Origin of the sequence: Bacillus sp. HMSC036E02 (assembly GCF_001836235.1) — a bacterium.
GTDB classification, from domain to species: domain Bacteria; phylum Bacillota; class Bacilli; order Bacillales; family Bacillaceae_G; genus Bacillus_A; species Bacillus_A cereus.
Window position 1 is genome coordinate 41,331 of sequence record NZ_KV827816.1, and the last position, 14,051, is coordinate 55,381.

Here is a 14,051-nt window from a genome sequence, read left to right on the forward strand (position 1 = left end):
CATTATAGGTCTCTTCTTAAGCATACTCTTCCGTTATTACTAATGGTGCCAATGTTTGAAGGCTTTTAGAGCGTAAACGATAGGCAACGACTTTCTTCTTATATTGCTTAATGACATCAACATGTTCCTCATAGCTATATAGCGAAAATCTAATCTCTTTACTCCCTTTCTTCGTATCAATGACTATTGGTGTTCCTTCTCCGTGCGGCGGGAAATAATGTTTATCTAAAAACAACGCCTCATTAAATTCATGAATAACTTGTAGTTTCATTTCTCCCTCTATATTTTTTCCATCTATCGATATAGAAGTATTTTCCACCTCAAGCTTTTGATGCAATTCAAATTTACTAATAATTGATTCTACAACAGAAGTGGGCATGCTAGAAACTAATACTTTAATAGCTCCAAAAACAAATAATGTAACTATAAACCATGTTGTCATTGTTATCATCTCCATTACATTTAAAAAATAAATTTCGTTCCATACGGTATTAGTATACTAATAAGTATTCCAGTTACAATCATCGTTACCGAACCGATAGTCGCTTCTTTCTCGCCTTCTTTCACTAAACGACTCACACCGATAATATGTGATGCACAGCCCATTCCAACTCCTTTTCCAATCGTACTTGTTATACGGAAAAACTTAAGTACTGTTGGTCCCATAATAGCGCCTGTTATTCCTGCAACAACTACAAAACTAGAAGTCATAGATGGAATACCACCAATTTGATCCGCTATTGAAAGGGCAATTGGCATTGTCGCTACCTGTGGTAAAGTAGTTAATATAAGTTCCTTATCTATATTTAAAATTCCGCCAATCACTACATTCATGCTCGTTACAGCCACTATACCTATCACTACTCCGATTAGTATCGATGAAAAATTTTTCATCAGTATCTTTCGCTCTTTAAATAGAGGTATGGCCAATGCTACAATTGCAGGGCTCAATAAGCTTGAAAGAATGTTTCCCCCATTTTCCCTATACTCATGATGAGAAATACCAAAAATCAAAAATAAACAAATCATAATTGCCGTAACTGTTAACACTGGTAACGTAAATGCAAACGTAAATTTTTTATATAGCTTTGTCGCCAAGAAATAAATTGCTACAGTAATAATAATTAAGACCATTTGAATCGTGCACCTTGTCGATTTTATTTTTTTGATGTGACTAATAATTGACTTATATACCCTGAAACAATCAAAGTTACTACAGTACTTGCAACTACTAAAAGGAATATAATACTTCCCTTACTGAAAAGAAAAGACCCGTATTCCATGAGCCCTGTTGTCGAAGGGATTAAAAATAACGGTAAAAATACGATTAACTTTTCCGAACCTAACTCAAACCATTTTAACGGTAAAACGCGAGTGGAAAGGAGCAGGAACAGTATTAACATCCCTATTAAATTCCCCGGTATTGATAGATGGAATATTTCCTGAATCCACGTACCCACTAGGCTAAATACATATAGCACGCCTACTTGAAGTAAAAGCGTCACGTACTTCATTTCTTTCCCTCATTTCACTATCACACATCCATATTATGAAATCTCATTTAGCGTGTCGGCAAACCGTTTAATTCCAAGTTGAATTTGTTCTATATTCGCTCTACCAAACGTAAATCGTATATATTCATTTTTCGAACCTAAAACACTGCCCGGAACAAATGCGACACCATTCCGTATAGATTCACCTAATAAGTGATATTCATCAAACTTTCCTGTTACTTTACACCATACATGTATTCCACCCTCTGGCACGAAACATTCAACTCGTTCTCCCAATGTTCCTTCAAGCTCTGCAATTAATTCATCTCTTCTTTGCTTCAATTGTCCACGAAGTATCGTAATATGTGTATGGAAATCCTTTGATTCTAAAAATTGATTTGCTACCCACTGCGTAAATACACTATGGCCAAAATCAACTTGTTGCTTTGCATCTGCTAAACGCTCAATTACGCGTGTAGGACCAATTATCCATCCAATACGTAATCCTGATGCAACAATTTTTGATAATGAACTTATATAAAGAACATTTCCATTTTGGTCCATTGATTTTAATGTCGGGTTCACTTCTCCATTAAAAGAAATTAAACTATACGGATCATCTTCTACAATTGGTATACCGAACTCAGAAGACAGTTCTAAAATTTTTTTACGTCTCGCTAATGAAAGCACAGTACCCGTTGGATTTTGATAATCTGGATTCAAAAACACCATACGAATGCGATGCTTTTTGTGCAAATCGATTAAGTCATCTGGATTCATTCCATCCTTATCAACAGGTAAATGAAATATGTTTAAACCGGCCGATTTAAACATTGGGAGCGAAAAACAATACGAAGGATCTTCAATCGCAATCGCATCACCAGGTTTTAATAAACATTGAACGATAAGATTAAGCGCCTGTTGTGCTCCTGACGTAATAAGAATAGAGCTTGAATCTGCTTCAATTTGTTTATATTGCTGAACATGTGCTGCAATTGTTTTTCTCAACATCTCATTTCCAAGTGGATGGTCATAACCGAGGTTTTCCATAAATGTTTTCTCCGACAAAATTGTTCGAAATCTATCACTTGGAATTAATTCTGGTGACAGTTCACCGCTTGCTAAATTAATTAAATCATCTTTTTGTGTTTCCGTTCGAATTTGTTGAACGAGTGGTACGTTAGGTAAGAACGATCCATCCTCCACGTACCTACCCCAGTTCGGTATTCGTTTATGTGAGACACCCCATATGTCCGTATTGACCCGTGTTCCGCTTCCCTTTTGTCGTTCTACTACTCCAAGTGATTTTAATTCTTCATACGCAGCTACTATTGTACTCCGGTTCACCTGTAATTCCTTTGCTAACATACGCTCAGAAGGTAACTTACTATCAGAAGGAAATTCGCCTGAAGAAATGCCTCTTTCAATATAATCAGCAATTTGTTTATATACTGGTGTCTTATCTGCACGATTTGGTTTCCATTCCATATAGTTGCCCCTCTCAAAACAAACTAATCTCAATTTATTACTAACAGTATTCACTCTAAAAATAGTATTAATTAGTCACATCTTCTTATCCGCAAATAGATATATCCAAAATGGCTCTCTTTCTGATTACTCGATAGCTTCTAAAATTCCAACTTCATACTCTCATTTCAGTTCTTTTACAAACTATCAAATCATTACCGCATACCATGTTACCCCAATCAGTAGAACAAAAAGAAGAAGAATATAGATTGCAGATAAGTTTTTCACATTTCTTTTTGTAGACTTACCATAATTATCCTCCACGTTTCTTGCAACTAGTACAGTCCCAAATAGCGATACAATTACAATAATAACGACTAGTGAAATTGCAAAACTCATTGTCTTTTCACCTCTCTAAGCCCCATCAATTTTAATTAAAGAACTTACATAAAAACCTTCCTCTTTAAAACGTTGATAACATACTACCTTTCTTCTCTTATCATAATAGATGTTTGTAAAAAGCGGACCAACCACTTTCGTGTTTTTTTGCTCATCCACTTTAAAAATAAAAAGCAACTGGTCACTTAGGACCAGTTGCTTTTTTTACACGATAATTTTTCATTTAAAATTAATTCGATTTAAAAGTTTAGTCTTTTCATAATGAAACATCGACTGAGATAACTCGAAAATTGTTCCATTTACAAGATATACTGTATTTTCAATAAGAAGCGCCGGATCACCTTCATTTAATTCTAAAAGCTGTGCATTTTCTTTATTTACTTTTTCACAACTAATAACTTTATCAGCAAAACCAATATTTAATCGTAAATCTTCAATGAAATAACTGTATACAGAGCTTAATGCTATTTCTTCGTTCAAATATGGAATAATATCTTTTTTGAAATAATTTACTTCAATAGAGAATGGTTTAGCATCTACAATTCTTAAGCGCTTCAAAAAATGCAACCTAGTTCCAACTTCGCATTGCATTCGCTTTGCTATTTCTTCGTCCGCATCTATTACTTCAAGCTCTAACACTTTCGTTTCAATATTTTGTGAAACAAGATTTTTCGTTAATCCACGTAAACTTCCTAAATTAATGTAATCTGTTACAGAAGTTTCGCGTAAAAACATACCACTACCTTGTACTTGAAAAATATAACCTCTATTCACAAGCTGACTAATTACTTTACGTATCGTATTACGGCTTACTTCAAATCGATTCATCAACGCTTCTTCTGTAGGTAGTTTTTTCGTTTCATTAAAAAGCCCATCTCGAATGTTTTGCTCTAACACATCTGCAATTTGTTTATACTTTGCACTCATACACTTTCTCCTAAAATACTCTTTTATCTGTTATAACTCTTCCCCTCTCGTTTCGATCACACGTTTATACCAATGAAACGAAAGTTTCTTCTTACGTTTTAAGTTATCATTATGATCGACAAAAATAAAGCCATATTGCTTTTTATATCCATTTAACCAACTTAAAAGATCAATCACTGACCATGCATAATAACCTTTTAAGTTAATTCCCTCTTCAATTGCACGCTTCATTACTTTTAAATGCGCTTCAATAAATTTAATTCTCGGAACATCTACAATTTCTCCGTCAATGATTAGATCTTCATCACCAAGTCCATTTTCCGTTACATACATCTTTATGTCACCGTAACGCGCTTTCAACATATGCAATCCCTCTAAGAAACCTTCGGGAGATATTTCCCATCCCCATTTTGTATATGTTTTATCATCCATTTTAACTGTTCGATAAAAACCATCAAAAGAAGGATTACCTGGAGCAAGCGTTGAGTTTTCTCGAGAATGTTCCTCACTCTTTATATCCATATCGTATCTTTCTACTCGTATTGGTTGATAATAATTCAAACCAATAAAATCATTTTCTTCTGCATTTTGTTTAATAATTTCTAATTCTTCAACCGTCCAATTAGGAGTCCACCCTTTTTCCTTTAATTGTTGTACAACATAAGACGGATACTCACCTTTTAAAACTGGATCATAATACCAATACGTTTCATATTCATTCGCATGATTTTCTGCTTGTATATTTTCTTTTTGGTTATCCACACTATAAGCAGGTAAGAAAACATGTGTAATCCCAATCTCACCATATTGTTTCAGCTGCTTGTATACCGCAACTGTTTTCGCATGTGCATAAAATACATAATGAGTCGCTTGAAAATACTTTGGAACATCATTTTGTATTCCTGGTGGATGTGCACCTTTTAAATAACCTAATCCACAAAACATTACTGTCTCATTAAAAGTAATCCAATGCTTAACTCTGTCACCAAATGCCTTAAAACAAGTTTCTGCATATTTTACGAAAGCCTCTGCTGTTCTTTTATTCGTCCATCCACCATCTTTTTCTAACGGTAATGGTAAATCCCAATGATATAAAGTGACAAACGGCACAATCCCGTATTTTAAACATTCATCAATTAAGTTGTTATAAAATTCAATCCCTTTTTCATTTACCTCTCCATCTCCAGTCGGCAATATTCTTGCCCAAGAAATAGAAAAACGATACGATTCTAATCCCATCTCAGCCATTAAGCGAACATCTTCCTTATATCGATGATAATGATCAACCGCTACATCACCATTTGTTCCATTGTATGTTTTGCCAGGAATTTTTGAAAACTCGTCCCAATTCGTAACACCTTTTCCATCTTCATTCCATGCACCTTCTACTTGATAAGAAGCTGAAGCAGCTCCGAATAAAAAATCATGTGGAAACCTCATAGTATATACCTCCATTTCATTACAACAAATTAAATTCAATGATACATATATAATTTATTGGTACAAATTTTATATGTATGATTATATCTTATGTTTTTATTTTTTTCTATTATAAAAGTACAATTTCTAATGTTGGTTATTGGAAAATAAAAAGAAGCGATATATTTTATCGCTTCTTACTCTCATCATCTTTATTCTTTTATTAATGACTTATTCGCTCTTATAACTTCTTGATACAATAATGGTGACCACTTTTCATTTATATAGTCTTGAATTACCCAGCCTACTCTCGCAGGATTCTTTTGTTTTATATGGTTTGCAATTTCAGGATTTATATAAGAGGCATAGTAATATGGACTATTCCATGCTGTACCACCAGAAGACAAGCTTGTAAAATTTATATATAGATGATTTAAATCCTCACTATTGTTCATCGTTTCATTCATCGTATCTTTAATAGATTTTACTTTCTCATCATAACTCACTTTATATTTATCTTGTACTGTTACATTTACATTTTGATTTACAGTTGTGGTAAACGTCTCATTATCTGGCCAATAAAAATTATTATATCCTCCAGATTCATTACTACCACTATATCTTTTTAGTAGTACAATTTTCCCACGAGCATCTCCAAGTTTTATATTTCCTTCTGTTTTTAAAAAGATAGGATCAACAAAATAATTTTTTTCAAACGTACTACTAAATGGACCTTCTGCCCCTTTCATATCCTCATACTCTTTTTTTAAAGACATAATAATCGTTTCACTCGGGTTATCTCTTAAAAATTGTTTCGCTTCGTTTATGAATTCATGCAGTGTTACATAAAGATATAATGGCCCATGATGAAGAACTATCGTATTATCATCTGTTAAACGTCCTCTTATATCAAAAATGCGAGCTCCATGGTCCATTTGATAGCGAAAATCATATTCTTGCGTCATTCCCCATACTTGCTTAATCGGATTTTGCAACTTGAACGTCCCACTATCGTGTGTTCCTGGAATTGAAATTCGTGCTAACGGGATACTATCAGGTATAGGTTGCATCCATTTTGATAAATTTTCAAGCTCATTAACAGAGCTAGCTGCAACTACTCTCTTATCATGTAAAGCAAATACAAATGTGATAAATATTGTACTACATATGAATAATTTCAAAATTAACTTCTTATTGCTCATTATTATCCCTCTCTTTTTCTGTTTTTACATCAAACTTATTGAATATAATATAAGCTAGTTCAGAAAAAATAAATAACATTTCATCAATATGAAATATTGCATAGAAGTAAAGTTAAAAAATCATTCACATATACTAAATTAGAAAAATTTAAAGGAACTTCATCTGAAGTTCCTTTTACTTATTTTATGTTCAATACGTATGAACCATCTTTATTCTCATATTTATAGACGTATAAATAATATTTACCTGGCTTTGCATTATAAGTTCCTTTAACTACATTGCCTTCATTTTCACCATATGCTACATAGTTATTTAAATCTAATTCATGATGAAGTACCCATGTCATTCCGATATTTTGTTCATTTAGTAAAGAAATATTAATATTTTCCGGCGAATCAATTTGGAAAGTAAATACATCTACTCTATCACTATTATGTAGCGTTCCTTTCACCGGTGTATGAAAGTTAACTTTATTTGCCTGTCTAGGCTCATTATTTGGTTCATTTTCTGTTACTTGTAATTCATTCCCACCGTTTGGTTTTCTTTGTTCATAGCCTAAGTTTACTAGTATAGACTTCAAATCTGGTAAAACACCAATTTTATCTGCATATGGATCTTTAGATTTTGTTCCTGTGCTCTGGTTACTTAATATTGCTCTTAGTTCACTTGGTCTATATGGTTGTCCTAAATTTTCTTTAGCAATGCTTTGTACTAAAGTCGCTGCCCCAGCAATAATTGGCGAAGCACTAGATGTTCCGCTAAAGCTTGAAGTATAAAGATTTACAGCACTTCTACTTTGCTCAGCTGTAGTTGTATCTACATTTTCTCCCCATCCGTACACATCAATACGGCTTCCATAATTCGAAAACCACATACGTTCATGAGGGAAAGATGAAGAGCCAGCTCCTACCATAATTGCACCCGAATCTTTAAAATCTTTACTATTACGATTTAAGACTTGCTTACCCTTTCTATCTTTGAACTCATCTAAATCATTCCACCCATTTGCTCCAGCCTCTATAATTACAATCCCTTTATCTGTACCAGCACGAATTGCATCAAAGATATCTGGTTGTACTTCAACAGGTAAATATTTATCACCATATCCATCGAAAGATGCTTGCGCCTCTAACAATAAAACATCCCCAGCTTCTAACTGATTTACAGCGCTTAATATTGCATCAGCCGTATTATACTGTCCATTATCTCTTATTTGAGAGATAACCTTTGCTTTCGCTTTTGGCGCAATCCCAATATTCCCAACTTCATTGTCCTCAGAGGATACAATTCCTAGTACAGACGTCCCATGACCGACATGCTGATCTATATTTCTTCCAGACATTAACTCAATTTTTTGATGTAATAAATCCTCATGATTTAATAACCATCCGTATTCCATATCAACAAAAGTGATACCATTTCCATTACCGCCTTGAATTCCCCAGGCGAAAGGCGCATTAATACCGTATGGGGCCGCTTCAAGATAACCTTGTTTTTTAAATCTAGGATTGTTACTAGGATTAAGAGCTACACTTGATGATTGCACTTCAGGTGGCATTATTTTCTCTTGTTTCTTCATATACGCATCTTCTATTAAAGAAGATGCCTTTAACTTATCTACTATTTCTTCTTCATACCCACTATTTTGATTTTGCAGAATATAGTAGTTTAATAAACTTGTAGATACATGATTAGGTGCTTTCACTTCAAGGTTTTGTATTTGTTCCGGGCTTACAGATGTGAATAAACGAGTAAATGTTACATCTGGATATTCTGTCAAAAGATCTTTTATTACTTTATCATTCGTTTGAGATTGTATTTGTTTTTCAATACCATCTTCATATGGCAAATCCAAATCCGCTTTAAATTTTACAATGATTTGCTTATCTGTTTCTTGTTCTATCCCTGATTTAATCTGCTGTTCTATAGAATCAGCATGTACACTATTAATAGTACCTCCTGTTCCTAAAAGTGTTGTAATGATTACAGTTGACGCACACATTTTTTGAAATATTTTCATTACATTAATCCTCCTATTAATAATTAATCATTATATTAATCTATAATGATTTTATTTCTATAACGTATTCCCTTTCTACTAAATAGATTATAGTAATCAGAAATATGAACTTCAATGTATTTTCATATGCAATATTTCATATTCGGACTCTACACTACACGAAGATGAAACTTATAGTGATTATTTATTTTATATGTGCTAATATACTTACATTAATATATTACGCATATATACATTTCAAACTACATTACTTAATAGTTTAACCTTAATTTTTTCTTAGGAGGATTTACAATGAAATTACTAAAACTAAAACATATAATCCCTTTATCTGCAGCTGCAATTACATTCGTATGTAGTCAAAGCACAGCTGAAGCTTCTACCATTCATACAGTAAAAAAGAACGATACACTTTGGGGCATTAGTAAACAATACGGAGTTTCAATACAATCCATTAAACAGGCTAATAATAAAGGAAACGATCAAACCTTTATTGGCGAACAGTTACATATTCCAGGGTCCGTGAAATCAAATGAAATCACTGTTCCTCAAAACACCAAGCCAGCCAACATTTCTGGACAAATTATTTATCAAGTACAACCGGGAGATTCATTAGAAACGATAGCAAGGCGTTACAATGTCACTGTCCAATCTATAAAACAAATGAACAATACAGTCGGAAACAAGCTTTATACAGGACAACATTTAAAAATCAACTCAAGCATTTCACAAAAAGAAAAAGACTTAATGGCACGCTTAGTTACCGCTGAAGCAGGTGGCGAATCCTATAAAGGAAAAGTAGCAGTAGCGAAAGTTATACTAAATCGTGTAAATGCAAAAGGTTTTCCAAATACAATAACAGGCGTTATTTATGAACCTATTAAATACGGATATGCATTTACTCCTGTTACAGATGGAAGAATTAATCAGCCTGCAAGCGCAGAAGCAAAAATGGCTGTAGAAGAGGCTATCTCCACAAATGGAGTACATTCTGACTGGCTTTATTTCTACAATCCAAAAACATCAACAGACAAGTGGATTACGACACGTCAAACAGTAGCAGTAATTGGTAACCATGTATTTGCTAAATAAGATTTAAAATCATTAACAGACCTCTTCACTTAAAAGGTCTGTTTTTTTCTATGTAAGATGTTATTAATCATATGACATAGTTATTTTTTAAACTGTTTCTTCTTTCAAATAAAAATTTTTGTATTTACTCCACCACTCGTAGAAATTAATAAAGCATCAAGTTCAAAAACTCCCACTTTATTAATAAAAGCTATTTCTTAACTTCATAAAATTGTTATACACTAGAAAAATAAAAAACAAACTATTCGTTAGCAGGTGGAAGAATATGTATGATGTTACGATTATCGGCGCTGGAGTAAGTAGCATTTTTATGGCTTATTCACTAGCTAAAAGTAACAAAAAAGTTTTAATTCTTGATAAAGGTAAAGCGCTAGAAGATCGCCATTGTCCTTTAGACGAAGGAAAAGTGTGTAATTGTACTACATGTGATAAATATTTCGGGTTTGGTGGTTTAGGAAAATCTGAAGGGAAATTTAATTATACAAACGGATTTGGCGGAGAACTTGAGAAAAAAGTCGGTAAAGAGGGTTTTATACAACTCATGGCTGAAGTAGATGAAATTCTATGTCAGTTTGGTGGAAGTTCGGTTTCAAAATATTCTACTGAAAATTCAAGTCTCACTAAGAGAGCTGAAGCGTGTGGTTTACAAATGCTAACAACAGAAGTAAGACATCTTGGTACAACACTTTCCAGTAACATTTTTCAGCAGCTCTATGAATTTTTACTGACGAAAATAAAGATCCAATTTCATATAGATGTACAACATATTCTGAAACAGGAAGATCATTTTACAATAGAGACAAATCAAGGAACAGTTCAAACTAAGCAACTTGTATTTGCAACTGGGCGCTCTGGGGCCGATTGGTTAAAAGAAATATGCAGTTCCCTAAATATTTCTCAGGAGCAAACACGTGTAGATTTAGGAATTAGAGTAGAAATGAAAGAACATCAATTACGTTCTATATTAAAAGATACTTTTGAAACAAAACTTTCTTATCAAGGTGAGCATTTCACAGCAACTACTTACTGTATGAATCCACAAGGCCGCATCATTCGAAAGTACGAAGAAGGTTTAGTTATGCCTGACGGTCAAAATTTTCGAGAACAAGGAACTGGCACTTCTAACTTAAATTTCACTTTATTTATTCCTCGCTATTTTCCTACTCTCAAAGAAGCAAATGTATACGCAAGTTCAATTATTGAAGGCATTAACCAAGGGCGAGATCGGATTGTTATACAGCGCTTAGAGGACTTACTAAAGAAACAACCTACGGTGGAAAACAGCATGGAGCATAATCGTATACACCCTACACTACAGGGGGATTATGGAGATTTGAATCAAGAAATCCCTCAATTATATATTGAAGGGCTCAAAGAGTTTTTATTACGCTTAGAACAATTTATACAAGAACCGATTGATAAAGATACTTTGTTATATGGAATTGACGGAAAGTTCTATGCTCCTACGATAAAACTCAATAACTATTTTGAAACAAGTGTGCATGGGCTATTTTTAATTGGAGATTGTTCAGGCGTTACGCATTCATTATCTCAAGCAGCTGCAAGTGGTCTGTATGTTGGAAAGTACTTATCTGACATTTAATTTCTATCATTAAGATTCTAGTCAAATATTCCTAATTTCAAAACACTTTACTCATATATATTAAAAGTATATTAATAAGCCCCCTATCCTTCCCGGCTAATGATTAACCGACAAAAAATCAGGATTTTACAAAATACATATGTAATATAACTGTATATTTAAAATGATTGGCATTCAATTCTAATGAATTGAATGCCAACAGTTTTAAAAGTCTCTATCCATTTTCACTTTCATTTGTTCGATATTTTGTAACATCATCATAGTGTTTAATATGGTAGGATGTCTATAAGTCAATTTCACTACAACTATGACTTTTTCTGCCTGTTTCTCAAAAAAGAGTTATATTTATGCTACTACGCTTTAAAAATCCCCATTGTATATATATGAATACTTCAAATTATTCCCTTTAGAAAACAAAGTCTAAATGGTTCATTACAGTCTAATAGTTATAAAAACATAATATATAACTTTAGTTAAATAAATTATATAAAGAAGGTGTAAAAATGAAGAACAAAATAAATTTACAAATGCAAAATATAAGTTTTGTTATAATAATGGCTTTAGCAGTATGGTTAAAAACATATCTTATTACGCGATTCAGTTTTGATTTAAAAATCGAGTCTTCAACGCAAGAGCTCATTTTGTTTATTAGCCCTCTAGCCGCATCATTAGCATTTGTTGGATTAGCATTATTTGCAACTGGTGAAAAGCGAAATTATATAGCGCTCTGTATTAATTTCTTATTAACAATCGTGCTTGTTGGAAATGTAATGTTCTATGATTTTTATAGTGATTTCGTTACATTACCAGTACTTGGACAAACCTCAAACTTTGGCCAATTAGGCGGCAGTATTATAGAAATATTAAACTACAAAATTATACTCGCATTCGTAGACATTGTTTTCTTCTTTATTTTATTAAAAAAGAAATCATTGGTCTTTAAAACAGAACGTGTAACTCATTCTACGCGCTTGTTATACTTTCTTTTAGCGATTGGTGTATTCTTTGCGAATCTACATCTTGCAGAAAAAGAGCGCCCTGAATTATTAACAAGATCATTCGACCGAGTCATGCTTGTCAAAAATTTAGGCTTATATACTCACCAAGTATATGACTTAACACTGCAAGTAAAAGCTGGGTCACAAAAAGCACTTGCTGATAGTAGTAAATTACAAGAAACTGAAAACTACGTAAAAGCAAATCAAAGCGAGCCAAACCCTAATATGTTTGGTGCAGCGAAAGGAAAAAACGTAATTGTCGTCACTCTTGAATCCTTGCAGACCTTCTTAATAGGCGCATCAGTGAACGGGCAAGAAGTTACACCATTCCTAAATGAATTCATAAATGAAAGTTATTACTTTGATAACTTTTTCCATCAAACTGGTCAAGGGAAAACATCCGATTCAGAATTTCTAATCGATACGTCATTGTATCCATTAAATCGAGGAGCTGTATTCTTCACACACGGTAACAATGATTATACTGCAACTCCAGAAATTTTACGTCAGCAAGGTTATTTCACTTCTGTATTCCATGCGAATAACGCAACATTTTGGAATCGTAATATCATGTACTCTGCTCTTGGTTATGATCGTTACTATAATGAGCTTGATTACAAAATTACACCAGAAACAAATTTAAATTGGGGATTAAAAGATATCGAATACTTTGATCAATCAGTAGATATATTAAAAACTGTTAATCAACCATTCTATGCTCGTTTCCTTACTTTAACAAACCATTATCCATTTACGTATGATGAAGATACAAAATTCATTGAACCATACAACTCTGGTAATGGCGTATTTGATCGTTACATCGTAACAGCACGTTACTTAGACGAATCCATTAAAAAATTTATTGAACGTCTAAAGGCCGAGGGGCTTTACGATAATTCTATTATTGTGTTATACGGTGATCATTATGGAATTTCCGAAAAACATAATCGTGCAATGGCACAGTTTTTAGAAAAAGATCAAATAACAGAATTTGATACTTTAAATTTACAACGTACACCTTTATATATTCATATTCCTGGACAAACAGAAGGTCAAACTATTTCAAAGCCTACGGGACAAATCGATATGAAACCTACAATTCTAAATTTATTAGGTGTTGATTCTACGAATGATATCCGTTTTGGCCATGATATGTTTTCAGATGAATATACTGGCTTTGTTGTTTTACGTGATGGTAGCTTCGTTACAGATAAGTATGCATACAAAAACAACACTTTCTACGACCGTATAACAGGTGAAATTGTAGATTTACCAAAAAAAGAAGCTCAAGCCCTCATTAAACGTGCACAAAATGAATTACGAATGTCTGACAAAATTATTGAAGGCGATTTATTACGTTTCTCAGAAAGCAATAAAATTAAAACTGGCGAAGTACAAACTAAAATTAAAGAAACAGAAAAATAATCTATATG

At 33.2% G+C, this 14,051-nt stretch carries 13 protein-coding genes; 3 read left to right on the forward strand and 10 right to left on the reverse strand.

What is annotated here, in order from left to right; translation table 11 throughout:
* Nucleotides 1-16: 16 nt before the first annotated feature.
* The 10 genes from HMPREF2590_RS04615 to HMPREF2590_RS04655 form a co-directional block, all read right to left on the reverse strand.
* Entirely contained in the window at nt 17-442 is a 426-nt protein-coding gene (locus HMPREF2590_RS04615; protein WP_000214643.1) for a YfmQ family protein, read from the reverse strand.
* 20 nt (nt 443-462) lie between these two features.
* Nucleotides 463-1,134, reverse strand: coding sequence for an LrgB family protein (locus HMPREF2590_RS04620; protein WP_000242945.1), 672 nt, complete (start codon nt 1,132-1,134; stop codon nt 463-465).
* Between the two features lie 23 nt (nt 1,135-1,157).
* Complete coding sequence (locus HMPREF2590_RS04625) at nt 1,158-1,514, reverse strand: CidA/LrgA family holin-like protein (protein ID WP_000878485.1); 357 nt, start codon at nt 1,512-1,514, stop codon at nt 1,158-1,160.
* 33 nt (nt 1,515-1,547) lie between these two features.
* A complete protein-coding gene (gene pdxR, locus HMPREF2590_RS04630) occupies nt 1,548-2,981 on the reverse strand; it encodes a MocR-like pyridoxine biosynthesis transcription factor PdxR (RefSeq protein ID WP_000454968.1) in 1,434 nt (477 codons plus the stop codon).
* A 186-nt stretch (nt 2,982-3,167) separates the two neighbouring features.
* On the reverse strand, nt 3,168-3,359 hold the full coding sequence (locus HMPREF2590_RS04635; RefSeq protein ID WP_000006451.1) for a hypothetical protein: 192 nt from the start codon (nt 3,357-3,359) through the stop codon (nt 3,168-3,170).
* A 15-nt stretch (nt 3,360-3,374) separates the two neighbouring features.
* Nucleotides 3,375-3,518 (reverse strand): hypothetical protein, encoded by a 144-nt coding sequence (locus HMPREF2590_RS30540; protein ID WP_000344279.1) that lies wholly within the window; start codon nt 3,516-3,518, stop codon nt 3,375-3,377.
* 60 nt (nt 3,519-3,578) lie between these two features.
* Nucleotides 3,579-4,286, reverse strand: a complete 708-nt coding sequence (locus HMPREF2590_RS04640; protein WP_001274917.1) for a GntR family transcriptional regulator — start codon at nt 4,284-4,286, stop codon at nt 3,579-3,581.
* Between the two features lie 30 nt (nt 4,287-4,316).
* Entirely contained in the window at nt 4,317-5,726 is a 1,410-nt protein-coding gene (locus HMPREF2590_RS04645) for a glycoside hydrolase family 1 protein (protein WP_001212117.1), read from the reverse strand.
* A 191-nt stretch (nt 5,727-5,917) separates the two neighbouring features.
* The gene (gene plcA, locus HMPREF2590_RS04650) at nt 5,918-6,907 is read right to left on the reverse strand and encodes a phosphatidylinositol diacylglycerol-lyase (RefSeq protein ID WP_000066293.1); all 990 of its coding nucleotides are present in this window, start codon (nt 6,905-6,907) and stop codon (nt 5,918-5,920) included.
* Between the two features lie 179 nt (nt 6,908-7,086).
* Nucleotides 7,087-8,928: a S8 family peptidase gene (locus tag HMPREF2590_RS04655; protein ID WP_000689190.1), complete on the reverse strand. Its 1,842-nt coding sequence runs from the start codon at nt 8,926-8,928 to the stop codon at nt 7,087-7,089.
* Between the two features lie 291 nt (nt 8,929-9,219).
* On the opposite strand from HMPREF2590_RS04655, the gene HMPREF2590_RS04660 reads away from it, so the two are divergent.
* The 3 genes from HMPREF2590_RS04660 (at nt 9,220) to HMPREF2590_RS04670 (ending at nt 14,043) form a co-directional block, all read left to right on the forward strand.
* Nucleotides 9,220-10,017, forward strand: a complete 798-nt coding sequence (locus HMPREF2590_RS04660; protein ID WP_000771177.1) for a cell wall hydrolase — start codon at nt 9,220-9,222, stop codon at nt 10,015-10,017.
* A gap of 265 nt (nt 10,018-10,282) precedes the next feature.
* Nucleotides 10,283-11,620, forward strand: a complete 1,338-nt coding sequence (locus tag HMPREF2590_RS04665; protein ID WP_000272402.1) for an NAD(P)/FAD-dependent oxidoreductase — start codon at nt 10,283-10,285, stop codon at nt 11,618-11,620.
* Between the two features lie 503 nt (nt 11,621-12,123).
* The gene (locus HMPREF2590_RS04670; protein WP_000791024.1) at nt 12,124-14,043 is read left to right on the forward strand and encodes an LTA synthase family protein; all 1,920 of its coding nucleotides are present in this window, start codon (nt 12,124-12,126) and stop codon (nt 14,041-14,043) included.
* Nucleotides 14,044-14,051 lie beyond the last annotated feature (8 nt).

Coding starts and splice junctions, on each gene's coding strand:
- HMPREF2590_RS04660 (WP_000771177.1), top strand. CDS start 9,220: ATGAAATTACTAAAACTAAAACATATAATCCCTTTATCTGCAGCTGCA.
- HMPREF2590_RS04670 (WP_000791024.1), top strand. CDS start 12,124: ATGAAGAACAAAATAAATTTACAAATGCAAAATATAAGTTTTGTTATA.
- HMPREF2590_RS04645 (WP_001212117.1), bottom strand. CDS start 5,726: ATGAGGTTTCCACATGATTTTTTATTCGGAGCTGCTTCAGCTTCTTAT.
- HMPREF2590_RS04655 (WP_000689190.1), bottom strand. CDS start 8,928: ATGAAAATATTTCAAAAAATGTGTGCGTCAACTGTAATCATTACAACA.
- HMPREF2590_RS04620 (WP_000242945.1), bottom strand. CDS start 1,134: ATGGTCTTAATTATTATTACTGTAGCAATTTATTTCTTGGCGACAAAG.
- pdxR (WP_000454968.1), bottom strand. CDS start 2,981: ATGGAATGGAAACCAAATCGTGCAGATAAGACACCAGTATATAAACAA.
- HMPREF2590_RS04635 (WP_000006451.1), bottom strand. CDS start 3,359: ATGAGTTTTGCAATTTCACTAGTCGTTATTATTGTAATTGTATCGCTA.
- HMPREF2590_RS04665 (WP_000272402.1), top strand. CDS start 10,283: ATGTATGATGTTACGATTATCGGCGCTGGAGTAAGTAGCATTTTTATG.
- HMPREF2590_RS04640 (WP_001274917.1), bottom strand. CDS start 4,286: ATGAGTGCAAAGTATAAACAAATTGCAGATGTGTTAGAGCAAAACATT.
- HMPREF2590_RS04625 (WP_000878485.1), bottom strand. CDS start 1,514: ATGAAGTACGTGACGCTTTTACTTCAAGTAGGCGTGCTATATGTATTT.
- plcA (WP_000066293.1), bottom strand. CDS start 6,907: ATGAGCAATAAGAAGTTAATTTTGAAATTATTCATATGTAGTACAATA.
- HMPREF2590_RS04615 (WP_000214643.1), bottom strand. CDS start 442: ATGACAACATGGTTTATAGTTACATTATTTGTTTTTGGAGCTATTAAA.